This window comes from Paenibacillus tundrae, assembly GCF_036884255.1.
In the GTDB taxonomy this organism is placed as follows: domain Bacteria; phylum Bacillota; class Bacilli; order Paenibacillales; family Paenibacillaceae; genus Paenibacillus.
This window is the reverse complement of the sequence record NZ_CP145605.1, coordinates 570,823-595,328: the sequence shown is the minus strand read 5'-3', so window position 1 is coordinate 595,328 and position 24,506 is coordinate 570,823. Positions and strand designations below refer to the sequence as shown.

At 47.5% G+C, this 24,506-nt stretch carries 22 protein-coding genes and 1 riboswitch; of the genes, 7 read left to right on the top strand and 15 right to left on the bottom strand.

What is annotated here, in order from left to right; all coding sequences use genetic code 11:
• Positions 1-42: 42 nt before the first annotated feature.
• The gene (locus V6W81_RS02750) at positions 43-381 is read left to right on the top strand and encodes a DUF4870 domain-containing protein (protein ID WP_056695585.1); all 339 of its coding nucleotides are present in this window, start codon (positions 43-45) and stop codon (positions 379-381) included.
• A gap of 207 nt (positions 382-588) precedes the next feature.
• Here the strand turns inward: V6W81_RS02750 and V6W81_RS02745 are convergent, their stop codons facing one another.
• On the bottom strand, positions 589-1,941 hold the full coding sequence (locus V6W81_RS02745; RefSeq protein WP_310141043.1) for a nucleobase:cation symporter-2 family protein: 1,353 nt from the start codon (positions 1,939-1,941) through the stop codon (positions 589-591).
• 1 nt (position 1,942) lies between these two features.
• Positions 1,943-2,530 carry a xanthine phosphoribosyltransferase gene (locus V6W81_RS02740; protein WP_056695590.1) on the bottom strand — a complete coding sequence of 196 codons (588 nt, stop codon included), beginning with the start codon at positions 2,528-2,530 and terminating at the stop codon, positions 1,943-1,945.
• A gap of 313 nt (positions 2,531-2,843) precedes the next feature.
• A riboswitch (purine riboswitch) is annotated at positions 2,844-2,943 on the bottom strand.
• Positions 2,944-3,204: 261 nt separating this feature from the next.
• Between V6W81_RS02740 and mscL the strand changes: the two genes are divergently transcribed.
• Positions 3,205-3,699 carry a large conductance mechanosensitive channel protein MscL gene (gene mscL, locus V6W81_RS02735; protein ID WP_145050331.1) on the top strand — a complete coding sequence of 165 codons (495 nt, stop codon included), beginning with the start codon at positions 3,205-3,207 and terminating at the stop codon, positions 3,697-3,699.
• 408 nt (positions 3,700-4,107) lie between these two features.
• Here the strand turns inward: mscL and V6W81_RS02730 are convergent, their stop codons facing one another.
• Positions 4,108-4,410, bottom strand: a complete 303-nt coding sequence (locus V6W81_RS02730) for a hypothetical protein (RefSeq protein ID WP_056695593.1) — start codon at positions 4,408-4,410, stop codon at positions 4,108-4,110.
• A gap of 76 nt (positions 4,411-4,486) precedes the next feature.
• Between V6W81_RS02730 and V6W81_RS02725 the strand changes: the two genes are divergently transcribed.
• Positions 4,487-4,930 (top strand): NUDIX hydrolase, encoded by a 444-nt coding sequence (locus tag V6W81_RS02725; RefSeq protein ID WP_338541469.1) that lies wholly within the window; start codon positions 4,487-4,489, stop codon positions 4,928-4,930.
• A gap of 72 nt (positions 4,931-5,002) precedes the next feature.
• Positions 5,003-5,212 (top strand): hypothetical protein, encoded by a 210-nt coding sequence (locus V6W81_RS02720; RefSeq protein WP_338541468.1) that lies wholly within the window; start codon positions 5,003-5,005, stop codon positions 5,210-5,212.
• A gap of 240 nt (positions 5,213-5,452) precedes the next feature.
• Here the strand turns inward: V6W81_RS02720 and V6W81_RS02715 are convergent, their stop codons facing one another.
• Positions 5,453-6,259 (bottom strand): TrmB family transcriptional regulator, encoded by an 807-nt coding sequence (locus tag V6W81_RS02715; RefSeq protein WP_338541467.1) that lies wholly within the window; start codon positions 6,257-6,259, stop codon positions 5,453-5,455.
• Positions 6,260-6,330: 71 nt separating this feature from the next.
• The gene (locus V6W81_RS02710; RefSeq protein ID WP_338541466.1) at positions 6,331-7,116 is read right to left on the bottom strand and encodes a zinc ribbon domain-containing protein; all 786 of its coding nucleotides are present in this window, start codon (positions 7,114-7,116) and stop codon (positions 6,331-6,333) included.
• Positions 7,117-7,696: 580 nt separating this feature from the next.
• Here V6W81_RS02710 and V6W81_RS02705 point away from each other — a divergent pair.
• Entirely contained in the window at positions 7,697-10,267 is a 2,571-nt protein-coding gene (locus V6W81_RS02705; protein WP_338541465.1) for a UvrD-helicase domain-containing protein, read from the top strand.
• A gap of 134 nt (positions 10,268-10,401) precedes the next feature.
• Here V6W81_RS02705 and V6W81_RS02700 read toward each other — a convergent pair whose 3' ends face one another.
• From V6W81_RS02700 to V6W81_RS02690, 3 genes are all read right to left on the bottom strand, one after another.
• Complete coding sequence (locus V6W81_RS02700) at positions 10,402-11,259, bottom strand: hypothetical protein (RefSeq protein ID WP_338541464.1); 858 nt, start codon at positions 11,257-11,259, stop codon at positions 10,402-10,404.
• 362 nt (positions 11,260-11,621) lie between these two features.
• The gene (locus V6W81_RS02695) at positions 11,622-12,800 is read right to left on the bottom strand and encodes an MFS transporter (RefSeq protein WP_338541463.1); all 1,179 of its coding nucleotides are present in this window, start codon (positions 12,798-12,800) and stop codon (positions 11,622-11,624) included.
• Between the two features lie 19 nt (positions 12,801-12,819).
• Positions 12,820-13,638 carry a MerR family transcriptional regulator gene (locus tag V6W81_RS02690; RefSeq protein WP_338541462.1) on the bottom strand — a complete coding sequence of 273 codons (819 nt, stop codon included), beginning with the start codon at positions 13,636-13,638 and terminating at the stop codon, positions 12,820-12,822.
• Positions 13,639-13,938: 300 nt separating this feature from the next.
• Between V6W81_RS02690 and V6W81_RS02685 the strand changes: the two genes are divergently transcribed.
• Entirely contained in the window at positions 13,939-14,307 is a 369-nt protein-coding gene (locus V6W81_RS02685; RefSeq protein WP_145050318.1) for a hypothetical protein, read from the top strand.
• 95 nt (positions 14,308-14,402) lie between these two features.
• On the opposite strand, the gene V6W81_RS02680 is transcribed toward V6W81_RS02685, so the two are convergent.
• Positions 14,403-15,473, bottom strand: a complete 1,071-nt coding sequence (locus tag V6W81_RS02680) for a Gfo/Idh/MocA family protein (protein ID WP_338541461.1) — start codon at positions 15,471-15,473, stop codon at positions 14,403-14,405.
• A gap of 356 nt (positions 15,474-15,829) precedes the next feature.
• On the opposite strand from V6W81_RS02680, the gene V6W81_RS02675 reads away from it, so the two are divergent.
• Positions 15,830-16,927: a copper amine oxidase N-terminal domain-containing protein gene (locus tag V6W81_RS02675; RefSeq protein ID WP_338541460.1), complete on the top strand. Its 1,098-nt coding sequence runs from the start codon at positions 15,830-15,832 to the stop codon at positions 16,925-16,927.
• Between the two features lie 203 nt (positions 16,928-17,130).
• On the opposite strand, the gene V6W81_RS02670 is transcribed toward V6W81_RS02675, so the two are convergent.
• The 6 genes from V6W81_RS02670 to V6W81_RS02645 all read right to left on the bottom strand — a co-directional run bounded on the left by V6W81_RS02670 (position 17,131) and on the right by V6W81_RS02645 (position 24,148).
• Positions 17,131-17,526: a RidA family protein gene (locus V6W81_RS02670; RefSeq protein ID WP_239293063.1), complete on the bottom strand. Its 396-nt coding sequence runs from the start codon at positions 17,524-17,526 to the stop codon at positions 17,131-17,133.
• Between the two features lie 253 nt (positions 17,527-17,779).
• Positions 17,780-18,754: a M15 family metallopeptidase gene (locus tag V6W81_RS02665; RefSeq protein ID WP_338541459.1), complete on the bottom strand. Its 975-nt coding sequence runs from the start codon at positions 18,752-18,754 to the stop codon at positions 17,780-17,782.
• Positions 18,755-19,145: 391 nt separating this feature from the next.
• A complete protein-coding gene (locus V6W81_RS02660; protein WP_338541458.1) occupies positions 19,146-20,042 on the bottom strand; it encodes a hypothetical protein in 897 nt (298 codons plus the stop codon).
• The gene (locus V6W81_RS02655; protein WP_338541457.1) at positions 20,039-20,188 is read right to left on the bottom strand and encodes a hypothetical protein; all 150 of its coding nucleotides are present in this window, start codon (positions 20,186-20,188) and stop codon (positions 20,039-20,041) included. Before V6W81_RS02655 ends, V6W81_RS02660 begins: the two co-directional genes overlap by 4 nt.
• 54 nt (positions 20,189-20,242) lie before the next feature.
• Positions 20,243-23,455: a DEAD/DEAH box helicase gene (locus V6W81_RS02650; protein WP_338541456.1), complete on the bottom strand. Its 3,213-nt coding sequence runs from the start codon at positions 23,453-23,455 to the stop codon at positions 20,243-20,245.
• Between the two features lie 261 nt (positions 23,456-23,716).
• On the bottom strand, positions 23,717-24,148 hold the full coding sequence (locus V6W81_RS02645) for a chemotaxis protein CheW (RefSeq protein WP_145050303.1): 432 nt from the start codon (positions 24,146-24,148) through the stop codon (positions 23,717-23,719).
• Between the last annotated feature and the right edge of the window lie 358 nt (positions 24,149-24,506).

The following is a 24,506-nucleotide window of genomic DNA, read 5'->3' as shown; positions in this document are numbered from 1 at the left end:
TCCTCATAGCCTATATAAAAAGGACAAAGGAGGCTTGACCGGATGTCCCCCATTAAATCGTCGAGCGGTCTGGATGAAAATATTGCAGGTATGCTCTGTTATCTGTTCACCATTGTTGGTGGGATCATATTTCTCGCTGTGGAAAAGCGGAGTCGATTCGTTATGTTCCATGCGCTTCAATCGGTAACGGTATTTGGCCTCATTATGGTCGGTCATGTGTTATGCACATTTCTCCCGCTATTTGGCCCATTGGTCTCCTCCCTGTTATCCCTGCTTGGTGTGGTTGTATGGCTCCTGATGGTTGTCACTAGCTTACAGGGAAAATGGCTGAAGCTGCCTTGGATTGGTGATTTTGCGGAAAAACAGATGCGGCATTTATGATTCCTGACGGCTCATAACCAAAAAAAACATCCGTTTCCCTGCAAGGCAGAGAATCGGATGTTTGTGTTGTTATTCATGCGATAGATCATTCATCACGTAAATGACTCATGCCATGAAACCATTCATTCATGACATAAGTATTTCATGACAAGAGTTAACATAGGATGCATGGCGGAAACTAACTTCCTGCTGGTTTCTTACACCTACTTATGCAGAATGTTTAGACTCCCCAATGATATCGTCTGCTTGTTTCTCTGCCATTCTAGCTGCCTCAGCCTTCGTTCCAATGCCGTTGAACAACAGATTCATAAATATTGCTGTAAAACTACCTGCGATGATGCCGTTACCTAACATGATTTGTGCCCAGGCTGGTGTATTGGCAAACAGCTCAGGAACAACGGTTACCCCTAGACCCATGCCTACAGAACAAGCGATAATGAACAAATTCTCATGACGGTTCAGATCCACTTGGCTTCCCAAAATGCGAATACCTGACGATACTACCATGCCAAACAGAGCAACCATCGCTCCACCTAATACAGAACCTGGTACAAGCTGTGCCAGCGCAGCAATCTTAGGTACGAATCCAATCACAACAAGCAAGCTACCCGCTACAACAATGACATCACGCGTTTTCACCCGCGTCATCTGCACAAGCCCTACATTCTGTGAGTAGGTCGTGTATGGGAAGGAGTTGAAGATACCACCCAGTACAATCGCCAGACCTTCTGCGCGGTAACCCCGAGCCAGATCTTTGGAAGTCAGATCTTTATCCAAAATTTTGCCCAAAGCCATAAATACTCCCGTTGATTCAGCAACACTCACAATAGCGACCAGAATCATCGTCAGAATCGGTACAATCTCAAATGTTGGTTTACCGAAATAGAACGGCTCTATCATATGGAACCAGCTTGCTTCACGTAAAGGGGCAAGTTTCACTTCACCCATAAAGGCTGCTGCAATTGTCCCTGCGAGAAGACCAATCAGAACCGAGATGGAGCGGATAAATCCAGTTGTAAACCGCGTCAACAGGATGATGAATAGCAGTACACCGAAACCGAGCATCAAATTTTGAGCACTACCAAAATTCGTACTACCCCCAAGATCGTTGAACGCCACAGGGATCAGTGTCAAACCAATAATCGTCACGACTGAGCCTGTAACCACTGGTGGAAATAGGCGAATCAATTTACCGAATAGACCTGAGAATATAAGAACAAATAGTCCGGAAGCAATGATCGCACCATAGATAGCCGATACGCCGCTACTCTGGCCGATAATAATCATCGGAGATACCGCTTGGAAAGCACATCCCAGCATAACGGGGAGCCCCACTCCGAAATAACGGTTACCCCACACTTGAAGCAATGTCGCTACCCCACAGGCAAGCAGATCAATTGCAATCAGATACGTCAGTTGCTCCATCGTAAAGCCTAAGGCTTCACTTACGATCAGAGGCACAATTACAGCTCCTGCGTACATTGCTAATACATGCTGAAGACCTAAGGAGAATGTTTGGACAGGATGCCGATGCCGCTGAAAAATACGTTCGCGTGCCATATTAGTTCGTGCCCTCCTCGTCCGCAAATGTAACCTGTCCATCTGACAGTGCTCCGATGCGAACCAGTGATTCCACGCGGTAGCCTGCTTCTTGAAGCAAGCGTCCTCCTGGCTGGAAGGCTTTCTCAATTACGATCCCGATGCCGACTACCTCGGCTCCAACCTGTTCTACGATACGTGCTAGTCCAAATGCCGCTTCACCATTCGCCAAGAAGTCATCGATAATGAGTACGCGGTCACCTGGCTGCATGAACTTTTTGGCAACGGTAATCTCATTGGTCTCCTGCTTCGTGAATGAGTACACCTTCTCGACCAGAATATCTTCTGTAAGAGTAAGCGACTTCTGTTTACGTGCAAAAATCAGCGGTACATTAAGCTCCAATGCAGTCATGATGCCTGGGGCTATACCCGAGGATTCAATCGTAAGCACACGTGTAATGTTCTCTCCTTCAAAGCGGCGGATGAATTCCTTGCCCACTTCCTTCATGAGAACCGGATCCATCTGATGGTTCAAAAATGAGTCCACTTTCAGTACTTGTTCAGACAGTACAATGCCTTCCTGTCTTACCTTATCTTTTAGCAATTGCATGTTGTTCTCTCCTTGTGTGCCTCTCGCACAGGCAACCCTGCATGCTCTCCCCTTCGGCTGCCAAAAACAAAAAGCCCACCTTTCACCGCTGCGGCTGAACCGGAGACAGGAAAGACAGACTTGTACATATATGACAAGCCATTGGAACTGAAATTTCGTAATGAGATGGCATATGGAATCACACGGTTCTAGTTTCTTTCTTCGAACCCATGTTGAGCTTGAGCAAAAGAAACACGTTTCATGATTCACACAGATGCCTACGATGAGCACTGTGCTTAGCCTATTTTGCATTTCCATCATCCATAACATTAGCGATATAACAGATCTTTCCCGTAGTCCGATCATTACGGTGATCGGGTAGAGACATACAGGCCTATTCCTGCACATATACGAGTAACGGCGTATTAAATTGTTGAACCGATAATTCCATGATTCTTAACGATGTATGATCGTGAATCTGTAAATAAATAAGTTAAACTTCACTGACAATGTTAGAAGTATACCGAATTGCTCGCGTGAAATAAAGAAGTATTTTCATGGAAGTTACGGAAAGTTGTTTTAATTTGCATTACAGGGGTGATTGAAACGTCATTTTTATGTACAATATGAAAACGGAAGCGCGGGTTCAAAACAACCTTTGCAACGACATTATCTGTCAAAGGAGACATGTAACTATGAAAGGCGTTCTTAAAGAATTCAAGGAATTTGCCGTACGTGGCAACGTCATTGATCTGGCGGTCGGGGTTATTATCGGGGCTGCTTTTGGTAAAATTGTAACTTCTCTCGTGAATGATATCATCATGCCACCGGTTGGCAAACTGATGGGCGGCATTGATTTCAGCCAGAAAATTATCAATCTTGATCCAGGTGTGAAAACAGCAAACGGACAAGACATCACAACGCTCGCTCAAGCGAACGAAGCTGGTGCTACCGTGATTGCATATGGTCAATTCATCAACGTTATGATTGATTTTCTCATTGTGGCATTCTGTATCTTCATGCTGGTCAAAGGTATTAATTATCTCAAAAGCAAAGAACACAAAAAGCCTGAGCCGAAGAAAACGACCAAGGCTTGCAAATATTGCCTATCTGAAATTCCAGCAGCAGCTACTCGTTGCTCCCACTGTACATCCGAGTTAGAAGCTGAAGGCAGCGGAAATCCAGCTTAAGGAAAAGCAAGTAGGCTCGTCATAATGAACTTACTTCATCATGAAAGCCTATTCACAACTTCAAGGAATGTTCCGATCTCTATCAGACCAACATTCAGGCGGGCTGCCCGTGGGCGTGCGATCTCTACTTGACTGCACAATATTCGGATAAATTCTACGGTGCAACGGTTATGTAATGAAAAAAACTTCAGCTTGTCTGTCCGTGTCGATTCCCCATCCACGTTAATTTCTCAAGTAATATGACAGATGGGGCGGAGCAGAACGGCTCCTGGTTACTTCTCAAAAAGGTCTCACCAATTCGGTGGGGCCTTTAATATTAAGGGATCATCCCATCATTCCCTCACAAACAGACCATAAGCTGACAGTGACTGAACCGTGTTTAATGGGATTTAAGACATGACTTTGAACTTAGAAGCGGCGAGGTAACAGGTGTTCCAGAATCGATTTTAGATCCTTATCTTCCTTGTAGACTTCTTCCCCGGTATCGAGCTCAGTTACCCGAATATACTCAAAGTTGGCCGAAGCATCCACAGGTTTGAACAATAGCTGTGCTTCATCTTCCAGACGTACATTGAATCCCATGTCTTTGAACATCGTCGTTAACTGACTGTTAGCCGGCTCCTGTCCCTGCCCTACAAAAATAAGTCCTCTAAGGCTTTTACGTTCTTGAGGTTGCGGATAAATGACTTGAAAGTGTACAATGCATTCCATGTGGTGGTTCCCCTTTCTCATTAAAACTTTGTGAAATTTTGAACTTTAAAACTTGCTATATAAGGAGATACGTTTCATGACCCCAGAACGTTTCGATTTTTATGACAATCAGCAAAATTGGTTAGGCACGGCACCTCGAACAGAGGTTCATGCCAAAGGATATTGGCACCGTTCATTCCATTGTTGGATCGTGCGTGACGAAGGCGCTCAGCGGATGGTTCTTTTTCAACGAAGACGTGATATCAAGGATACTTTTCCCCTCTACTACGACATTACAGCCGCAGGTCACCTTACTGCTGGTGAACAGCTTCATGAAGCGAGTCGAGAATTAGAGGAAGAACTGGGCGTTCAGGCTGCCTTTGAAACTCTGACTTATCTACTCACTGCGAACCAGGAGCTTCAAGGGGAAGTTCGCGGGGTGCCATTTATCGATCGGGAATTCAGCTCCGTATATGGACTCTGCCTGAATCAATCCCTTGAAGATTACATCCTACAGCCAAGTGAAGTACATGGCTTATAAGAGGTTGCTCTGGATGATCTGCTCGCGTTATTTCGCGGTGAACGTGAAGTTATCGAGGCTAATGGAATCCGTATGGAGATCGATTTGCTGGCTTCATCCACGACTCAAAGCACAGAAGAACATACCGAACTGGGCGCAAGCGACGATAAGCATTCAGCCATATCCTCTGTGCGCGAGACTGTTACGGTGCATGCTCATGAGTTTGTGCCTCATGGGGAGGAATATTATATTAGTGTTCTTGAGGCACTGTATGACGTACCCTCTAGCCAGACGAATACCTAATACGTTATGAGATCAACATCGTCTTTCCTATTTCATTGTCCCAAGAACAGCATAGCTTCATACCCTTCATTTGTAATTTCATAAGGATTTAATAACATAATGATCCAATGACCCAAATGTTAACGATCTCGATCTCTTCACGATCAGATAAGCAAACAGGCGTCTGCCGTGTGGCAACGCCTGCTTTATGGTTTTCGTTTTGCATTCAAAATTCTTTAGATGATAGCACTCTGATACGGATCACGTCGATCCATTGTCCTCCGTAGGCTTAGACCAGTATCGTGCTGAGAGACGCTCATAACGACGCCCGTAACGAGCCTCCAGCACTTCTCCCATATCCTGCTCCAACTCGAACAATACCAGATCTTGTGCAAAATGATTCAACAGTAGTCCTGTCATCACAGGATGCTCTGTGACAACGGCTTGCGTAACACTCCCTTTACCACGCATCCCCAGCATACACCAGCAGCGATCTACCACAAGGGAGAACTTCCGTCCTTCACCATCGGCATAGGCCGGCATTCCAGGCCAAGGCAGCGGCTGTTCCAGCATACCTTCCCCTTCTTCACAAGACCACAACAGACGTACGCCCCGCTCTTCGGCTTGCTGTAGATCCTCATGGAGCGACTCAATCTCTTCGCGCCAGACGTCAATTACAATCTCATGCTTCGCCTCAGCTAATTGCCGCTTCAGGGTCTCAAACACTTTCTTATCGCCTTCGATATTGTAAAAGGCTGGCTTCTCGGGTTCATGCTGCGGCATGCTGCTCTGTACATAGTCAAGGGAATCTCGCATCTGACCAGAGATCATCCGAGTCATTTCCTCAGGCTTCAGCACACTGTACTTGGCTGGCTCGCCTGCACCACACCGCAGGAATCCACGCTGCTCTAATCTTTGCAGGGTCGCGTATACATTGGAACGGGACACGCCCAGTCGCTTCGCTACCTCATAGCCTGAGGCTGAGCCTTGACGGGCGAGTTCCACCATAATTTTCGATTCCATCTCCGTAAATCCCAGATGACGCAAATGATGCAGCAGTTGGTCCATATTCCCGTCCCCCCATGCTGTCAGCAACCTGCACTGCTACTCACTCATAATGTGGCAGCGCCTCTACTGCATCAGATCTGTTCTGCTCCGCAGCGTGGGCACCATTTGGAGCCTTTGGGCAGCTCTGATGCACAGATCTGACAGTTCACCATTTCACGCGGCACTTCGGTCTGTACTTCCACGGTGTCTACAATTGGGTTATTCTCTTTCCAGTATCGAATGCGCTCATCCAGCTCTTGCTGGCGTTCACGCTCACGCAGCATCTCTTCTTCCCGGCGACGTTCCCACTCTGCATCGAACGCTTCCTTCTCTTCCTGGGTAAATTCCGTACTGTTGTATTCAGTATCCGTCTCCAGATCAGCAATGGATGGAATAACGGTATGGTAAGGCTCATTCTCTTCCAGCTCTTCTTCCACAGGTGCTTGGTATACCGGTTCTCCTACTTGCTGTGCAACAGCAGCCTCTTGTCTGGCGGTAGGAGCTGCCGCGGCAGAAGCTGGTTTAAAGTCACCAAGCTTACGTCCACATTTAGGACAGAAGTTCGCATCCAGTGAAGCGACGTGTCCACACTCGCACAACCGTTCATTTTTGAGCTCAGCAATTTTACTGCGCAAACTGTCAATCTCATCTTGCAATTCGTCGCACAGATGCGACAAATCGACCATATCTTTCTCCGCACGCGTCATATCTTGGGCACGGTAGCCCTCGTAGAAAATTCGACCCATATCTGTAAAATGGACTTCCTGTTCCTGTTGCAAGCCCACGATCTGATTGTTTAGTTTTCCAATCTCCACGGCATGCTGAGCTCGTTCTGTTGCTTTGTTCGCTCCATTCTTAATTCGCTGAAGCAGTTTCATGACATCTCCTCCTCTATTCCCGTCAGGCGCTAAATGATTTCATTCAAGCTAATCTCTTCATTACGCATACATGTTAAGTTCATTTCATTTTCATAGGCAACTTGCTCACTATATAAAATAATCTACAGAAAATTACACTTGCTACTCCGATGACAGAATAACTTTCCGATCGCTCTTATCCCCAGATTTTTTTTGATTCCCTTTTCCAAGGAAAAAATCCGGGGATAAAGGCGAACGCTTCGCTTCTTCAACGTTATTTCTGTCCTCTCCGTTCCCGTGTAATGAACAAGTTCATTCTATAAAATCTATGCAAATTGCTCGGTATATAACTTATACGATAAGTAGCCAAAAAGTTGCGAAATCCTACGCGAATGCCCGTATTATGCCGATGCTGGATGAATTCGGGGGCTTTCGTTAGGACCATATGTTCGGGTATAATGAAACTTTGTCCCGGCATATCGCCGACACTGAGGCGATTAACCCTATCATACCAATTTACAATGTGATTGTGAAAAGGGCAAATGGATTACTTTTGAACCGGGATAGCCGATCCCTGAATGTATACAGAGGTGGATGAATGATGTTAAGTCCGAACTCAACGTTTTACCCCCGTCCGCTCGGGGTTACCCCGGCGGCATCTTTGCCCCAGTCGCCTTCGGCTCCGCTGGAGACCAGTCGGCAGCTTGTTAGCAAGGATGAACTGGATGCGCCTTACTTCCGTTCTCTGGAGGAAGCTGGCATCCGTCTGAACGGACCTCAAATCTCCGCAGTTCGCCATGGTAGAGGTCCACTATTAACCTTGGCTGGAGCAGGCTGTGGCAAAACGACAGTCCTTGCAGCACGAGCAGGCTACTTAATGGAAGTGAGCGGTGTTCACGCAGGCAGCATCCTGCTTGTGACTTTTACCAACAAGGCGGCGGCCGAGATGAAAGATCGTATTGCCGCCTTGCCAGGTATACGTCCTGCTGCTGCAAGAGCAGTGCAGACGCGTACGTTTCACTCCTTCGCCTTGACGCTACTGCGTCATTACGGCGTTCAGGAGGAGATTTTTGGTGAATCTCGTGCCCAGCACACGGTCATCAAAATGTTGCTACGACAGTACGGCATGAGCGAAGCCTTCCAGCCAGAGAGCCTACTCGCTATGCTATCTGCGTGGAAGATGCAAGGTTCACAGACCACTGATCTGCCCGAGAAGTCGCAGGAAGAACGTGATGCGAAACGTGTACTTCTCGGTTACGAGAACTGGAAAAAGGAACGCAACAAAATCGATTTTGACGATATTCTGCTTCGTGCCGCTGAATTGTTACGTGATCCTGCTGTACTGGAGCCACTCCAGCGACGTTTTCAATACATTATGGTGGATGAATTCCAGGATACGAATCATTTGCAATATGAGATTGTGCAGAAGCTCGCCTCGGCTCATCGTAACCTGATGGTCGTTGGAGACGATGATCAGACGATCTATACGTTTAATGGTGCACGGCAGGAATCCATATTAGAATTCGATAAAGTATACCCAGGCGCACGCATTGTGACGCTAGATATTAACTATCGCAGTGATGCACGCATCCTTGGGCTTGGCAGCGAACTGGTAGCGAAGAACAAACGTAGACGCGACAAACGTCTGCGTGCCGCAGGACATCGAGGCGACGCCCCTAGGTTCGCCACACCGTCCAATGCGGAGGAAGAAGCCGCATGGGTTGTAAACCAGATCTGTGAGCAGGTAGAAGAAGGTCTGCATACGTATCGGGATATCGCAATTCTGCACCGCACAGCCAGTAGTAGCCGGGCGGTATTTGAGCAGCTTGTGCTGAAGGATATCCCTTTTGTCCAGCACGGCGCATCACCAGTATTCTATGACCAATCGTTAATTAGACCTTTGATGGATCATATGCGTCTGTCTCTCGATCCACGGTCTGCGGATGCTCTGCCAAGCGCACTCGGCCCACTCTACGTGTCCCGGGATGCTGGACTAGATTGGATTCAACGCAGTGAACAGCAACAAGCGAAGAAGTATCCGCTAATTCATCTAGCGAAATGGGACAAGCTGAAGCCATTTCAACAGGAACAGGTCAAGGAACGTATCAAATTAATTAAATCACTTCATAAACTGAAACCCGTCATCGCTATTCAAGAGATGCGCCGTCAATTCTATGATAAATATATGGAAAGCGGGGATCCTAGCATCTTCACCCATTATCGGGAAACGATGCTGGAGACGCTCGATGAATTCGAAGCGGCCGCCAAAAAATTCGAAACGGTAGAAGACTTCATTCAGTTCGCCGACGAGCTCTCGCGCAGACATCGGGAGATGGAGTCTCTACGCCGAGCACAAGACAGTGATGCGGTTCAATTAATGACCATTCATCGTGCGAAGGGTCTTGAATTCCCATGTGTCTACTGGATTGGTGCAAGTGAAGGTATCGTTCCTCACAGCTCTTCATTGCGTCAGGATCTGCCTGAGGATCAGAAAGCCGCCTTGTCTGTACAACAGACGGATACCGAGCTGGATATGGCTTTGGAAGAGGAACGACGGCTTGCCTATGTTGCCATCACACGTGCGAAACAGTTCTTATACGTCACTTCTCCAGCCAGCCACCATGGTAAACCTGCCGATGTATCCCGATTTTTGCTGGAAGCATTCGGTATGGAGGTTCCGGATAAACGTAAAAATAGTGAGGGCAATCGAACCGAGAATTCGCGTTCTTATGGCAAGAACCAAGGTCAGAGCTACCGATCCGGTTCACGCAATGAGGATAGTGATGTGCTTCATCGTCGCCCAATTAACTCTAATGGGCATGATGAGCGTCGCCACCGGAAAGACGAGCTTCACCCACGTAACGAACGGCTTGGTAGCGGCGAAGTTCGTAACCATAAAGCGTTCAGCACGGCAGGTGTTAAACAAGCTCCGAGCTCATCCTCTTCAAGTACAGGATCACATGCTTTAGGTCACTCAGAACGTATGGAGACTGTAGCGATCTGGAAATGTAGCTCATCGACATGTAAAGCATGGCTGCGTCAGAAACCAGCCGTACCTTCTGCCAAGGCATCCAAAAACACCAAGCCAGGCCCACCGCCATGCCCCTTGTGTTCAGGATCTATGGAGGCAAGTACTCGCCAGGTTCCGATGACAGGAAGATATGGGCGATAGATAACAGCCGTTGAACTATATATGACAAGCAAAAGAAAGCAGACCCACTAGGAGCTGCTTTCTTTTGCTTTATGCATTATTTTCGCGGCGTACAGGCAGTGATGTATGTTCGTAAACTGTAACCTAAGTTAAATTTAGGACATGCTCTCGCTGAAATGTGTTGCCAAAATCTTCAATAGCCGTTGCTTGTATGCATCTACATCATACGAAGAGTTATTTACTTTTTCCTTAGCGATACTTAGGTCGTTATATATGGTCTCTTCCAATTCCCTTCTAGCCTTCAGAACCTGAAGCGTCCCTTCTAATCCGTGATAGCCGTGATCTAAGCCAAAGCCTTGGCTCGTGTAATATTCAATAAAACCTTCTGACCATGCTGCTGGTCTCTCCTTGACTGCTCTTCTAAAAGAATGATCAAGATCATCCTGCTCTACGTAAAGTAACAAGGGATTCAGTTGCTCCACAATGGAGGCTAGCTGCTTCACATAACTCATCACTACTTCATTAGCTGCACCATACTTAATCATCCCAATGGTCACAGGGTTCTGTATAAAACAGCAATCAAAAATATACGTGTCTGTATCGTTCATACTATGCTTAGCAAACTGCTCCCATTTTTCCGTAATCCGCTCTCTATTCTGCGCTAACGGCAATTCATAAATATCATATTGAAAGATGTTATCGATCAGTTCCTTTGGAATACTTACTCCATCTTCGTTCATTAATTTGCGATATTCCAAAAAATAATGGTTACCATGCTTCATGAGATGTGTACGCAATAAGTCGCTAAACTCCGCATGATCATGTAACAATTCCTGGTACTCGTACTCGCTAAAACAGGCAACACCATCATAATCCGCAGGATGCTCCAAATTTCCCTCTAAAAATAACTGCGTATTGATGTTCATATCAATGAGAATGTCATGAACGAGCTGAGCCGTTGTTGTTTTGCCGAAGCCGGGTAAACCCTCAATGAGAACTAACTTTGGTTGCATTCGATATTCCTCCATTTCATATTTAGGAGGATAGGCAGGTAAGATTCCAATGGAGATGCATTTATCCATATAAGTGCGTGTTCAAAAGGACAGACTATTTGAACACCTCTATAAGTAAAAACGGATACCCGAAGGTATCCGCGCATGGTTTATGTCATACCTTAACCTGCATACCCTGTAAGATGAATAGAAAAGATGCCAAATAAAACGTTGTACAGCAAGCTTTTTGAACAAGCGCTTATCGGCATATTTTCGAATAATTATCTTTACAGAGTAGTCCACATGATCAGGTATATGCTCCTTTGTATGCATCTCATGACTAATATTACCATTTTGAGTAGAACCCTACAACCACAGTCGAATCATAGAGATCTCGTAGCCATAGAAGTTTCAGCTCTGCTCCTTCTCGTGAACAGTACGATAGCAAGAAGCAAGGCTATACCCACAGCGGCAAAACCCAGCCAATTCAAATACAGGACAGAGGTACGGCTGATGACAAGCCCGCCTAATCCCGATCCAAGTGCAAAACCAAATTGAATGAACGATGTATTTACGCTCAGGGCAATATCCGGATTACGAGGTGCTAGTTTAACCAGATATAGTTGCTGCGCCGGAGAAATGCTCCACGTTGCTAACATAAAGATCATTAAAACCAAGATTAATATGATTAGATTAACTCCAGCTAGAGCAAATAAAAGCAGCGTAACTCCTTGTAAAATCAGCCCTAGGAAAATAGTGAACTTCACACCTCTGGCATCGGCCAATTGCCCGCCTACTTTAGAGCCAACAAAGCTACAAATGCCTGCAAGGAAGAGAACACCGCTAATCTCGGTCATGGAAAGTGAAGATGTCGCCTGCAAGAAAGGCGTAATATACGTGAACAGTGTAGCGTAACCGCCGACATACAATAATGTAATTAGTAAAGCGGTCAGAATAGTCGGATTTCTCATAATAGAAAGCTGCATGCTGAGGCTAGCCTTCTCTTCTTCCTTGATGGACGGAACCTTCTTATAGATGATCAACAAGGGAACAATGCTTAATACACCAATTAGAATAAATAGAACTCTCCAGCCAAACATCTCACTAAAAAATGTACCGATTGGTACACCCAGCACTAGCGAGCTGCTAAGTCCCATCAGAATAACCCCGATGGCATTGCCTCTTCGTTCTTGTTGAACGAGCCGTGTCGCTACGGCCATCGCTACTACGGTAGCCATACCACCACTTGCTCCTTGCACAATTCGGATCCACAGCATAGCTTCATAAGTGAGATCCAAGAACATAAGTCCGTTACTCGCAATAAATACACCAAGGGTCGTCATTAGTAATTTCTTACGATCTAGATTGATCGTAAGTGTGATCATAATCGGGGCAATTATAGCGGCTGCCAGAGCAAATACCGTTACCAGTAACCCGGCTTCGGAGGTTAGTACGCCCAAGTCTGCTGCAATCATCTCAATGACGCCTGTAATAATATATTCAATCGTTCCGATTAGAAAAACAGCCAGGGCTAGAATATAGATAATGCCTTTGTTCTTCAATTCACTTCACCTTCTTCCGTTATCTCGTTCGTATTGGAATCTGTATCTCTATACACTTTGCATCTTGTTCTGGGGATAACAGTACATATAGCTCCCTACCCGCTTCGTTCTCATTGATCTGATAGTTGTTGGCTTCAATCCATTTGGCTAAATGAACACAGGCAGCACCATCAAACGTTGAATCTGAATGAAAAACCATCGTAGCCATCATTGGCTCAGGAGAAAGGGTTCGTAGCTCGAATGGCTCTGGAGTTGTACGCAGCTCACAGGTCAAAAAGTAACCCACTTCAAACTCAAACTCATCCTCTTTGCCATCGATTTCTCTCCACAGGACAACCTGAGTCCCTTGAATACATCCACGAATCTCTTTGGTGATGGATTGATCCATCTGACGAATCAGGTTCGGGATATCCTCTTCCCGCCCATATGCCTTCTGATAAAGGAACGATTGGGCACCTTCCGCCTTAATTCTAATCTCTTGCCCTGTTTCCAATTGTCCCTCTTGTTCGATCAGTTGCATACGTTCCTCAATTCGTAGGAGCTTAGCCTGCTCTGTATCGATAATCTGTTGAATCTCACTTCGCTTCAGCTTGAACATGCCTTGAATATTCTCCAATGTAATATCCTCTTGAAGCAATTGTGAGACCTGTGGCAATGTAAAACCCAATTCCTTATACATCAAGATTCGGTTAAGCTCAAGAAGCTGATCTGCCGAATAGTAGCGATAACCTGTATCGTGATCTACCTTTCGCGGCTTAAGTATGCCAATCTGGTCGTAATAACGTAGTGTTTTTAAGGAAACCTTACTTAGCCTGGAAAACGCACTGATTTTGAACAACAAGTTCACCTCCTATCTTCAACATAATGTGAGTATACAGTTTCCCGTATAGGGGAGAGTCAAGGGTTAAATTAATCGTTAATATAGAAGAAATAATAGAAGACATACTAGCTGAACTCAAGCTAAAAAAGCTGACTGTATTTCGATCCTAATTCAACAAAACTCTCAGAGAGTACACCAATTAAGGCAGACCTTGGTTGAAGGGATGTATCGATACTTTGCTATTCGTTTCAGGATGGTACCTGCTGTTTATTAACAGTAGAAGGATGATATTTCCATTTTGAAATGGGGGTTATACGAATGCAGGAAGCCAAAGATCATTATTATGTCTCGGTAAGCCACAATCTGATTGAACGTGAACGTCATGAATCAACACCTTTTGAAGTCATGGTGAACGATGAAGAGCTTGTTCAGTTAAAGGATCTGATGAAGGTACTGGAAGATGATGATGCGTACACACTGCAGCGAGCTCCGGTGCCTTATAAGTCAGCAGATCACGATGAAGCGACAGCGCAATTTTCGGATGGAATGACCTTGTTATACACATTTCTATATGACCACGGTACGCCGGATACTCGGCAGTCCATTGAGAGCATGAATGTGCTGTCCCGGCTGCAGGATACAGACTATGAAGATCCCGGGTACGAGGATTCACCGTTGAATAAATAATAGTAGTCTAGTGACTGAATCAACACCTAAAAAGCATGCATTTTCCGCAAGCGAGCGGATGTGGCATGCTTTTTGGCGTTCCATCCCTGCGTCCCCTAGTCCAAACGAATCTCATGCCCCTTCTCGGCAGATTCATAGATTGCGCATAACATACGAGTGGAGGCAACTCCGTCAGCAATGGGGCTGATTGGCTCCGTGCCATTCAGGCAACAATCTACAAAGTGATCAATCTGATTCTGAAACGCGCTGTGCATATGCAAACCTGGATTATCGGCTTGGGGCTCTATGTTAAGGATTGTATTATTTTTCTCTGTAACAATCAGCGTTTCCGGCTCCAGCTCGAACCCGCCCCGTTCTCCATATAGTTTAACGTAAGACTCGTCACGCTGCGCATGTAAAGTGAAACTGACATCCACAGCAAGTGAAGCGCCATTCTCAAAACGAATTAAGGCATTCGCCATATCCTCCACATTGTTCACGGCAGAGCTATAGTCCGCGGCTTTGTAAAAGGATAGGTGCTCAATATTCGCTCGATTCCCTAGCTTATAATACGTATTTCCACTGACCGATACAGGCTTCGGGCATCCCATGAGATACCAGCATTGATCAATAATATGTACACCCAGATCAATAAGTGGCCCACCACCGGATCTATTTTTGTCAGCAAACCAACCTCCGGGATTACCTAGACGCCGCAGGATAGACGCCTTCGCATAATACAGTTCGCCAAACTCCCCAGCCTGAATAAATTGATGAAGCATCTGCATGTTGTTGTCATATCGCCTGACAAACCCCACAACGAAGGTACATCCACTGCTCTTCACCGCTTCTTCAATCCGTAACGCATCTTCCACATTGGTTGCCACCGGCTTCTCCAGCAAAACATGTTTCCCTGCCTTAAGGGCGGCAATCGCAAAATCAGCATGTGTATTATTCCACGTACAGATACTTACCGCTTCTACATGTGGATCTTTCAGCATCTCACGATAATCGGTATACACCGACTGTGCCTCGTACTTCTGGGCTGCCGCTGTTGCACGCTGTTCATTCAAATCACAGATGGCATAGATCACCGCGTTAGGATTCTTGGCATAACACCTCATATGCAGATCTGAAATGGAGCCTGTTCCGATCATACCGATGTGCAGCATTTGTTTGGTGCTCATCTTCATCCTCCCTTCCTTTTCCAAACCTGTTGTCACTATTGTGCCCGCAGTTAGGCTGGATCAATACTCCGTTTCCAACCGGATCATGCGACAACTAGCTCTCACAGGAACTTCTACTTACTTGAATTTAACCTGATCAGGTTCGCCATAACCTGCGAGTTGAGAAAAACATCCAATTCATGCTGGTTAACATTGGATTCAACTAACAGACGTGTTGACACTAGATTAATCAAGTGCCACTTACTAATGCGTCCTAAAGTGCAACACTGGAGCAAGATATCCCGTCTAGAACACGAAAGCTGGTTGAACATAACAATTACTGTGACTCAATCTAAAATAAGAAGGGAAGATCAACCATGAACAACAACACGACAAAAATAAGCGCCCTTATGGCACTATCCTTAGCTTTGGGTGGAGGATCGGCACTGGCAGCAGCACCAAACACAATACAGCCCGCACCCCTGATTACAGCAGCAGCTCAAACAGAGCAGGCATCTACAATTAAGGTACTCGTAAACGGCGCACCTGCTGCTAATGGCTACAAGACTTCAGCGGATAAAGAGCCTATGCTGGCACTACGGAGTCTTACCGAAGCTCTGGGCTATGAACTTGAGTGGAACAAAGAAGATAAGTCTGCCGAATTGACCCAAGGTAACTTATGGACACGCGTAGTTACAGGCCAAGATCAATATTCCGTGAATAAGATGCTGCTCACGCTAGGAACAGCTCCGGAAATTATCAATGGCACATTGTACGTTCCTGCTTCGTTTGCCGAGAAAGTTCTCCATGCACAGGTGACGACTACCGGAAACGCGGTAACCATCGTATCGGAGGAAGCTGTGAAGAACATAACCGAACGCGGTGTTATTACAAGAATTCATAAGGACGGCAGTTATCCATCTGTGCAAATTGGTGGAGCTGGTCTGGATGGAATCGTTCTTAACCTCAATGATGATACCGTATTCAAATCCGCTGAAGGTAAAGAGATTTCGCTCGATGATCTTACCCTAGGAATGAATGTAGAAGCTGTGCATTCTGCTATTACCACACGCAGCTTACCACCACAGACACCAACCTATCAAATTACGGTATTGGATGTGGCTGGATCAGAAGCTGAGACACCACCCCTAGAAGTTCTGGGTACAGCAGGTACAGTTGAACGCGTTCAGACTACAGCGGATACAACACAGATCGAAATATCCGGCACACGCCTGACAGAGACAGCTCCAGAGCGTGTTATCTTGAACATCACGGATGCGACACAACTCGTAGATCACGAGGGCAATCCTGCCCAGTTAACCGAACTGACAGAAGGTGCTAAAGTGATTGGATTCTATAGCCCTACGCTGACGCGTAGTCTGCCACCGATCGGAACAGCCTGGAAACTGGTATTAGAGACACCTGACGCTCAACCTACAGCTGATGAACAAACAGACGCTGAACAAGCAAAGTAATACGGTTTGGTACGCTTCCCAAGCTAGTAGACTGTAAAGCCTGTAGACTATAAACTTCTCCTAGGATGAAAAATCGGACGACTTCCAGCATGAAGATCGATTAAAAAGCAATATTATGAGTAGTGCTGGTGTTAGTCAGAAAAACAAAATACCCTTACCCGCTTGTCCTTTTGAGGGCAGGGTAAGGGTATTTTATATGTTTTTTATGCTTCCTCAGACTCGATTACAGCTTCAACCTCAATTTCTACCATAAGTAAAGGGTCAATAAGTGCACTAACTTCAACCATGGTGGCAACAGGCTGGATCTGTCCAAAGAATTCTCCGTGCGCCTTACCTACTTCTTCCCACCGAGAGATATCCGTAACGAACATTCGAGTTCGCACAACATGGGTCAGGTCTGCACCTAATTCTTGCAATGCCTTCTCAATCGTCTGCAAAATAAATCTGGTCTGTGCATATGGATCACCTGCACCTACCACGACACCATCCTGCATCGCCGTTGTGCCTGCCACTTCAATTCGATTGCCGACTCTGATCGCCCGGCAATAACCGACAAGCGGCTCCCAAGGAGAACCTGTAAACACCTGCTGTCTGCTCATGCTCTATTCCCTCGCTTTATCATCAAGTTTATTTTCCTAACTATACCAACTTTCGTAGGTCTAGACCATTCATTTCAAGCCTAACTACTCCGCGCTGTGCATACACAAAATCGATGTGAACACTCAAAATCGCTATGAAATCAAAAAAAAGCCCCACACAAACAGGAAAGATTGGATCATTCCATGTTTGTACAGGAGCTTACATCATTTGATTAGGGCCTACATCAACCTCTAACTTAGCCGAGCTACACTATTACAACTTGATATTCGCCTCATCAAAGTATTCTTCGAGGGTTAATCCACTCTTAACGATGTCTTGCGCTAGTTCCTTACCCACGTAGCGAATGTGCCATGGCTCATAAACATAACCCGTCACATCCTCTTCGCCTTCGGGATACCGGATCACATAGCCGTATTCTGCGGCATGCTCATCCAGCCATTGGCCTTCTTTGGATGATCCGAATACTTCTTCAAGCACATTGCCCACACTTGGGCTGGATACATCAATCGCAAGTCCGGTCTGATGCTCACTTCGACCTGGTACGGCACTTACACGCGAAGCGTATGCTTCACCTTTAGTTTTGACATTATTGTTGTAGATGGATACTTGGCGTTGATACGAACGATAGCCAGACACGGCACGAAGCTCAATGCCATCCGCTTTTGCACCTGCGAACAGCTCCTCCAACGCCCCGGCAGCTTCCTTACGCATGTGCCGTTTCTCATGTGGCTCGTCAAAAGAAAACTTCACATTGGGTTCAACGAGATCACTCGGCTCATAACCCTCTGGCAAGCTACGCTGTTTGTTGACGATTACAGTCATCGCCTCTGCATTAGTCACGACCGATTGACTATCAATTGTATTTTGCAATGCACTGACACTACGCTCCTGCATCACAGGATCATCTGCTGTCGCTTCATTCCCATCAGCAGAGGAACCTTGGTTCTCCCCTTCTGACGCTGCATCTGAACCGTGATCTGTGTCCTCACCGCTATCTGTAGCTGGGGTATCCTGCCCCTCATTAGGAGTGCTGCCATCTGTTCCCGTATCATCTGTAAAATGAATGGTTGTGCCGTCCGATTCCTGCTGTGTGTTGCCTGCTGTGCTCGGATTCTGGCTCTCATTCGCACTCGAACCGTCCTGACAAGCGGATAGCAACATGCCGCATAATATAAATGAGGACAGCATCACTGTGATGCTCCGTTGTCTGCCTGTACGTGATTTCATGTAAAAACTCCTATCGCCATCCATTTTATAGTGCGTGTTCAAAAAGGGTGGTTCCTTCGTAATCAAAGGTGGACTTTCTGAACAACCTTTTATATTGCAATCTGTTATGTTCAGGGGGATATATATCAAAGCATTCTGCCCCTGCGACAGTATACCTTATATGCGGGCGAAGCTCCACCGTTAAAGACTCCCTTCACCCGAACTCATTATTACCCCAGATGGGATGATCTGCATATTAGACCGTTTTTCAGCCTTTTATTGCCTAATCCCAGTTGCTGTCGTTCCAAGCAAGCGATTGGTAATTCCATAGATGTGTCAAAATGAAAGCCTAAGCGATGACCATGACAAATAAGCAGGGATGATCTACGATCTCCCCGCTTAACGCCTTGCATCACTTGGTTGCCTTGCTGCCCTTGTTCTTCTTCTGGACAGCCTGCCATATCCGCGCAGCTACACGCTCGCGGATTAGCGTAAGCCCCGCAACGGCCGGCACGCCTGGCAGCAGCGCCGTTAGCTCCGGCGTTGCCGGCGGCTTGCCCGGCTGCGCCAGCTGCACCTGCACGGCGCCGAAGCCCGGCCCTGGCTGGTGCATGGCGCCTTCCGCGGCAGCCTCGGCGATCCACTCGCCGACGGCAGCGCCGCCTTCGCCGCCCCGCGCCTGCGGGCGGCCAGCCGTCTCGGCTGCGCGGCCAGGGCCGCTGGGTTCAAGGGCGAGTTCCTCCGCCCATGAACCCAGCACGCCAGCAAGCAGCGCTTCGCGCGGCAAGCCGGCGTGCGCTAGCTGCAGCAGCGGCTCGGCCGCGTAGCGCGCGGCTGCGGCCTGCACCGCCGCGGCGACATGCGCGCAGCCTGGGCTGCCGCAGCTGCACGTGGCAGCAGCTCCGAGCGTGGCTTGCGCGGTAGGCTCAGCCGCTTGCGTGAAGCCCACCGCGGTAGGCAACAGCGCTGCAAGCTCCGCTGGAACCGGAGCTTGGGCTTGAGCCGCACTGCTGCGCAGCAGTGCATACAGCGCTAGCGGACGTTCGCGCAGTTCCGCCAAAATCGCCTCACGTGCTGCCTCATTAAATTGTGGCAGCGTGCAGGTTACCGTATACATACCTTCACCTGCGGAAGCATGGTTTACACCCTTCCCAGATGCATCAGATGCAGCGACCCTCGTATCTGTTGTACCCGAATCTATATGAGCCTTTTTCGGCTTCAAAGTTGTAGGTGCATGAACCTCTGCCTTCACTTCTGCTGTCCATCCAACGGGGGACATATGCAGCTCGACATTCCATTTTTCGCTCACAACAATCCCCCTTTACTTAGGGCATGTCTAAATCCCCGCTCAAGGTCATCTTGCACCGCCTTTTCTCCCCCTGCTACGTCAGTTTCACTTAACTTACCCCGGTAAGCCTGCATAAAACTTCCTTGCAAGAGACGAAAATTCGGCACAATTTGTTCCCCTCAGAGTATTCAGACACGCCCTAGTCGTGTCTCATCTTATTTCTATAACCATGTCTCGCCCTGGAGCGAGATCAGTCCACGCAGCTCATCGTCTGACATTTCGGTCAACCAATTCTCGCCGGAACCTACGACCTGCTCCGAGAGAGCTTTCTTACTTTCGATCAGTTCATCGATCCGTTCTTCTAACGTCCCCTGACAGATCAGCTTATGCACCTGTACGTTACGGTTCTGTCCAATCCGGAACACCCGATCCGTTGCCTGGTTCTCCACCGCAGGGTTCCACCAGCGATCATAATGGATGACATGACTTGCACGTGTCAAATTCAGACCTACGCCGCCTGCACGAAGAGATAAGACAAATAACGAAGGCCCTTCCCCTTTTTGGAAGGTCTCGACCATTTCGTCCCGTTGTATTTTGGACACACCGCCATGCAGGAAATACGGCTCCTCTTCATAGCGCTGTGTTAATCGTGATACCAATAACTCTCCCATAGCCACATACTGCGTGAATATCAATGCAGACTCTCCGTTGTCTCGAATGGCGTCTACAAGCTCCAACAGGCGTTCCATCTTGCCAGATGCCTCCACTTTGGCGTGATCCTTCCGATTGCTGTCTGCCAGCACCGGATGATCGCAGATCTGCTTCAATTTGGTCAGCGATGAGAGCACAATCCCTTTGCGGGCAATGCCATTTCTGCCATCCAATCCACCCATCAGATCATCCACGACACGTTGATACAGCACCGTCTGCTCTGGCGTCAGGGAACAGTAGGATTTCAGTTCCAGCTTCTCTGGCAGATCCTTACGAATGTCCGGATCACTTTTGAGCCTACGCAGCATAAATGGAGACACAAGTCGGTGAAGCTCCCGCAGAGAAGCCCCATTCTCTTCCGAGGTTCCTGTACCTGTATAGCGCTGGCGGAACGACGAAGCCGTGCCTAAGTACCCTGGATTCAGGAATTGGAAAATGGACCATAGCTCGCTCAGCCGGTTCTCTACCGGCGTACCCGTCATTGCAATTCGGTGGGGAGCAGACAGACGCATCACGCTCTGCGCCTGTTTCGTACGATAATTTTTAATATACTGTGCTTCATCCAGCACCACAGTAGACCATTGCAGTGACGCGAGATCAGGCCCATCCCGTCCAGCTAGATGGTACGTCGTTAACACGATATCATGCGCCTGTGCTTCTGCCTGGAACGCAGAACCATGCAGTCTCTGTCCGCCATGATGAATATAGAGGGTTAAGTCAGGGGCGAACCGCTTCAGTTCCCGCTGCCAGTTTCCCAGAAGGGATGTTGGACACACAATTAATGCAGGTAAATGAACTCCCTGCGAATACGCAGCGGCATCCCATTCCGATGTGCCATCTGCTCGCGTCTCTAATGTCTGCCCATCATTCTCTTCCGCTTCCTGCGCCGCGATCAGTTGCTCCTCGTGCTTCAGGTCGAGCAGACAGGTGATAACCTGAATCGTCTTACCCAGACCCATATCGTCCGCCAGACATACGCCGAACCCTAGCTCTCGCATAGCCGATAACCACTGATATCCCCGTTCCTGATAAGGGCGAAGCTCTCCATGCAGCTCTTTGGGCACCTGACGTGGTTCAATACTGCGTAGCACCTGTCCATCCAGTAAGAAGGAGAGCAGACCTTCCGATTCTGCGCCAAATACAGACAGACCTTTCCATGCGGCATCCTCGCCTTCTTCTGCGGCCAAGTGCAGCCATTCAGACAGAGGCATGTATTGTTCTTCTTCTTTTTTCATGTACCGGAGAACTTGGCGAATTTCCTTCGTATCCACTTCAATCCATTCACCGCGGAACATCACATACGGAACCGTCGCTTCAGCCAATGCAGCAAGCTCCTCAGGCGTCACAGGTTTACCATCGATCATCGGTTCAGCCTTAAACGCCACAAGCTGTTCCATGCCCAGTGCAGATGGAGCGCTCGGCGTCTGTTCTGTGCCACGATTCAGCATCTGTAAACGTAAACCGGCACGACGCTTGCCCGCTCGACTCCAGCGAGAAGGCATGAGTACCGTCACCCCAGACTTCTGTAAACGAGGTACGGCATGTGTTAAAAATTCGAAGAAGGCTTGCTGTGAGAGCTTAATCCCTTCAGGACGTGGCTCAAGCAATGCAGTCTCAAGCTCTGGAGCCAACTCCGTTGCGTACCCTAGTGCCATTAATAGTTGTTCTGCAATAGCAGCATATTGAACCTTACCCCGATCTAAATCACGCTCTGGATGAGCCCAGATTGTACGAGCGGGCAGTCTCAGCCCTGGCTCCTGCACACTGTCTACCCAGAATGTAATGCCCCATAATGTTTCCAGTTCGCCAAGGGGCGGCTCAAGCCGTAATACAAGTTTAATTTCACCTTCTGTAGGAGCAATCTCTACCGTTCTCATCAAGGGCATGGATGTGCCCCCTGCGTCTTGAATTATCTCCATGAATTCAGTCAGTTCCTCCGTTGCCCCCTGTACGGTCACAGGGCGGAACATCGAGATTAGGCTGTTCCACCACAGCTCTGATACTGGAGAAGATCCACGCCGGAATTGCGTCCGGTACCGTGACATTTCACTATCCATACTCTCCAGTTCACCTGTGACAACGGCATGAACCATGCCGCTCATAAATGAAAATAAGACAGTCGCGCCTGCCTCTTCTCGCGATTCCGGTTCCGCAGAAGCGTAAGCCCCCGGCGCAGATAGGCCAATTGGTGGCATAGCCTCAGCTAATTCTCGGAATCGCTCCACGTCCGCCTCATGTAATAAGCGCGGGCGCCATACACCGGTCAACGTTTCTTGCCCCGTGCGCCGACGCGCTCCTGTCTTCGCAGCAAATTCAGCCGCTGGCGCAATCTCTCCACGCAGCAACAATTCCTGTGTAAATTCGGCTGCTTTTACCCAATATTTAATCTCTTCTCCAGCTTGAATGCCTGCCGCATTCAGTATGCTGTCATCCCAATGAAGCAGCAGCTTAAATGTATCTTTGGGCGACATTGCCAGTCCTTCGAGCGTTCTTCCAAGTAATTGGCGACGCTTCGTTCCCTTGGCTTCAGCAGCATTACGCATCGGATTCGGCCAGCGCAACTCCGCAAGGCGCAGAGCGGCAGGCTGAAATAGACGACCCCCGTCGCCAAAATTTAGCCGTCTGACCACGTGACTCCAAGCATCTACACGTGGTTCCGATGTTTCACCGGAAAAACAAAAAAACACGTCACCAAGCCATACACCATACAGCGATTGCATCATTACAGTCTCCCGTCATCCCTTCGCATTGTTACTCTCCATCATATACGAAAACGAGTCGATTTAAAAACCTTTACCTATAAAAATTGCTTATTTTCATCGTTTGGTATGCAAAAAATGCCCCTCTTCCCCCCGAAAGGGGATAAGGAGCATTTAGAGAAATCAACCACACATGTCTTTACGGAACCATGAAATAGAAATAAATAATTTCTAATTTACGCGAGAACTAAACGGAAACAAGTAACTGATCCAGCCTTGGAACGATTACGAGTGGGTTAAGCTGCCCAGCAATGCTTCAAGGTTCAAAATACCTGCTGTATGATCTTCACCGTACCCGATTTCATTGAAGATTCCACTCATGAAGCTTTTGTGTTCTTCCGCAGGTTTTTCGAATCGTTCATATGTTACGACCGAATCAACCGTATCTACAATAAGAGGTACAAACCCATCTTTGTACGGTACAACAATAATCCGTGTGGCAGAAGTGTCCTCCTGATCCGGCATGCCTAACAACACACGCAAGCTTACAACGGAGACAACTTTCCCGTATAGCGAAGTGAATCCTCTAATTTCCGGACTTCCAAAAGGAACCGTTGTAACCGGCACCATTCGAATGATTTCTTGAACTTCATCAATCCGAAGTGCGAAGAACTGCTCTCCTACCGAGAAATTAATATATTGAATGTTCTCATCCATAGATCCCTCAGACCCTTCTCATTTCCATTTTTAGAACCTTACATCGTCATACTTCATCTGTAGATGAATTAATTTCACTAGGCTTCGTGATTCGGCATAACTAGGGCGTGTCTGAGAACTCCGAAGGACGCAGATTTTGACGAATTTTCGTTCCAAGCAAGAAAGTTTTCCGCAGGCGTGCCGGGGCACGTCAAGGGAAAGTGACGCAGCAGGGGGCGAAAAGACGGTAAAAGATGCACTTCAGCGAGTTTTGAGACACGCCCTAATCTTTATTCATATTATATCGGTCTAGGTCAGGTGAAATTTTACCCTGTAATATGAATCTGAGATTCTAGCATTTACCCGCAAAATCCTCTCT

Excerpts from the sequence above, each read along its gene's own strand:
- V6W81_RS02750 (WP_056695585.1), top strand. The coding sequence starts at position 43 with ATGTCCCCCATTAAATCGTCGAGCGGTCTGGATGAAAATATTGCAGGT.
- V6W81_RS02745 (WP_310141043.1), bottom strand. The coding sequence starts at position 1,941 with ATGGCACGCGAACGTATTTTTCAGCGGCATCGGCATCCTGTCCAAACA.
- V6W81_RS02740 (WP_056695590.1), bottom strand. The coding sequence starts at position 2,530 with ATGCAATTGCTAAAAGATAAGGTAAGACAGGAAGGCATTGTACTGTCT.
- mscL (WP_145050331.1), top strand. The coding sequence starts at position 3,205 with ATGAAAGGCGTTCTTAAAGAATTCAAGGAATTTGCCGTACGTGGCAAC.
- V6W81_RS02730 (WP_056695593.1), bottom strand. The coding sequence starts at position 4,410 with ATGGAATGCATTGTACACTTTCAAGTCATTTATCCGCAACCTCAAGAA.
- V6W81_RS02725 (WP_338541469.1), top strand. The coding sequence starts at position 4,487 with ATGACCCCAGAACGTTTCGATTTTTATGACAATCAGCAAAATTGGTTA.
- V6W81_RS02720 (WP_338541468.1), top strand. The coding sequence starts at position 5,003 with ATGGAGATCGATTTGCTGGCTTCATCCACGACTCAAAGCACAGAAGAA.
- V6W81_RS02715 (WP_338541467.1), bottom strand. The coding sequence starts at position 6,259 with ATGGACCAACTGCTGCATCATTTGCGTCATCTGGGATTTACGGAGATG.
- V6W81_RS02710 (WP_338541466.1), bottom strand. The coding sequence starts at position 7,116 with ATGAAACTGCTTCAGCGAATTAAGAATGGAGCGAACAAAGCAACAGAA.
- V6W81_RS02705 (WP_338541465.1), top strand. The coding sequence starts at position 7,697 with ATGTTAAGTCCGAACTCAACGTTTTACCCCCGTCCGCTCGGGGTTACC.
- V6W81_RS02700 (WP_338541464.1), bottom strand. The coding sequence starts at position 11,259 with ATGCAACCAAAGTTAGTTCTCATTGAGGGTTTACCCGGCTTCGGCAAA.
- V6W81_RS02685 (WP_145050318.1), top strand. The coding sequence starts at position 13,939 with ATGCAGGAAGCCAAAGATCATTATTATGTCTCGGTAAGCCACAATCTG.
- V6W81_RS02680 (WP_338541461.1), bottom strand. The coding sequence starts at position 15,473 with ATGAGCACCAAACAAATGCTGCACATCGGTATGATCGGAACAGGCTCC.
- V6W81_RS02675 (WP_338541460.1), top strand. The coding sequence starts at position 15,830 with ATGAACAACAACACGACAAAAATAAGCGCCCTTATGGCACTATCCTTA.
- V6W81_RS02670 (WP_239293063.1), bottom strand. The coding sequence starts at position 17,526 with ATGAGCAGACAGCAGGTGTTTACAGGTTCTCCTTGGGAGCCGCTTGTC.
- V6W81_RS02665 (WP_338541459.1), bottom strand. The coding sequence starts at position 18,754 with ATGAAATCACGTACAGGCAGACAACGGAGCATCACAGTGATGCTGTCC.
- V6W81_RS02650 (WP_338541456.1), bottom strand. The coding sequence starts at position 23,455 with ATGATGCAATCGCTGTATGGTGTATGGCTTGGTGACGTGTTTTTTTGT.
- V6W81_RS02645 (WP_145050303.1), bottom strand. The coding sequence starts at position 24,148 with ATGGATGAGAACATTCAATATATTAATTTCTCGGTAGGAGAGCAGTTC.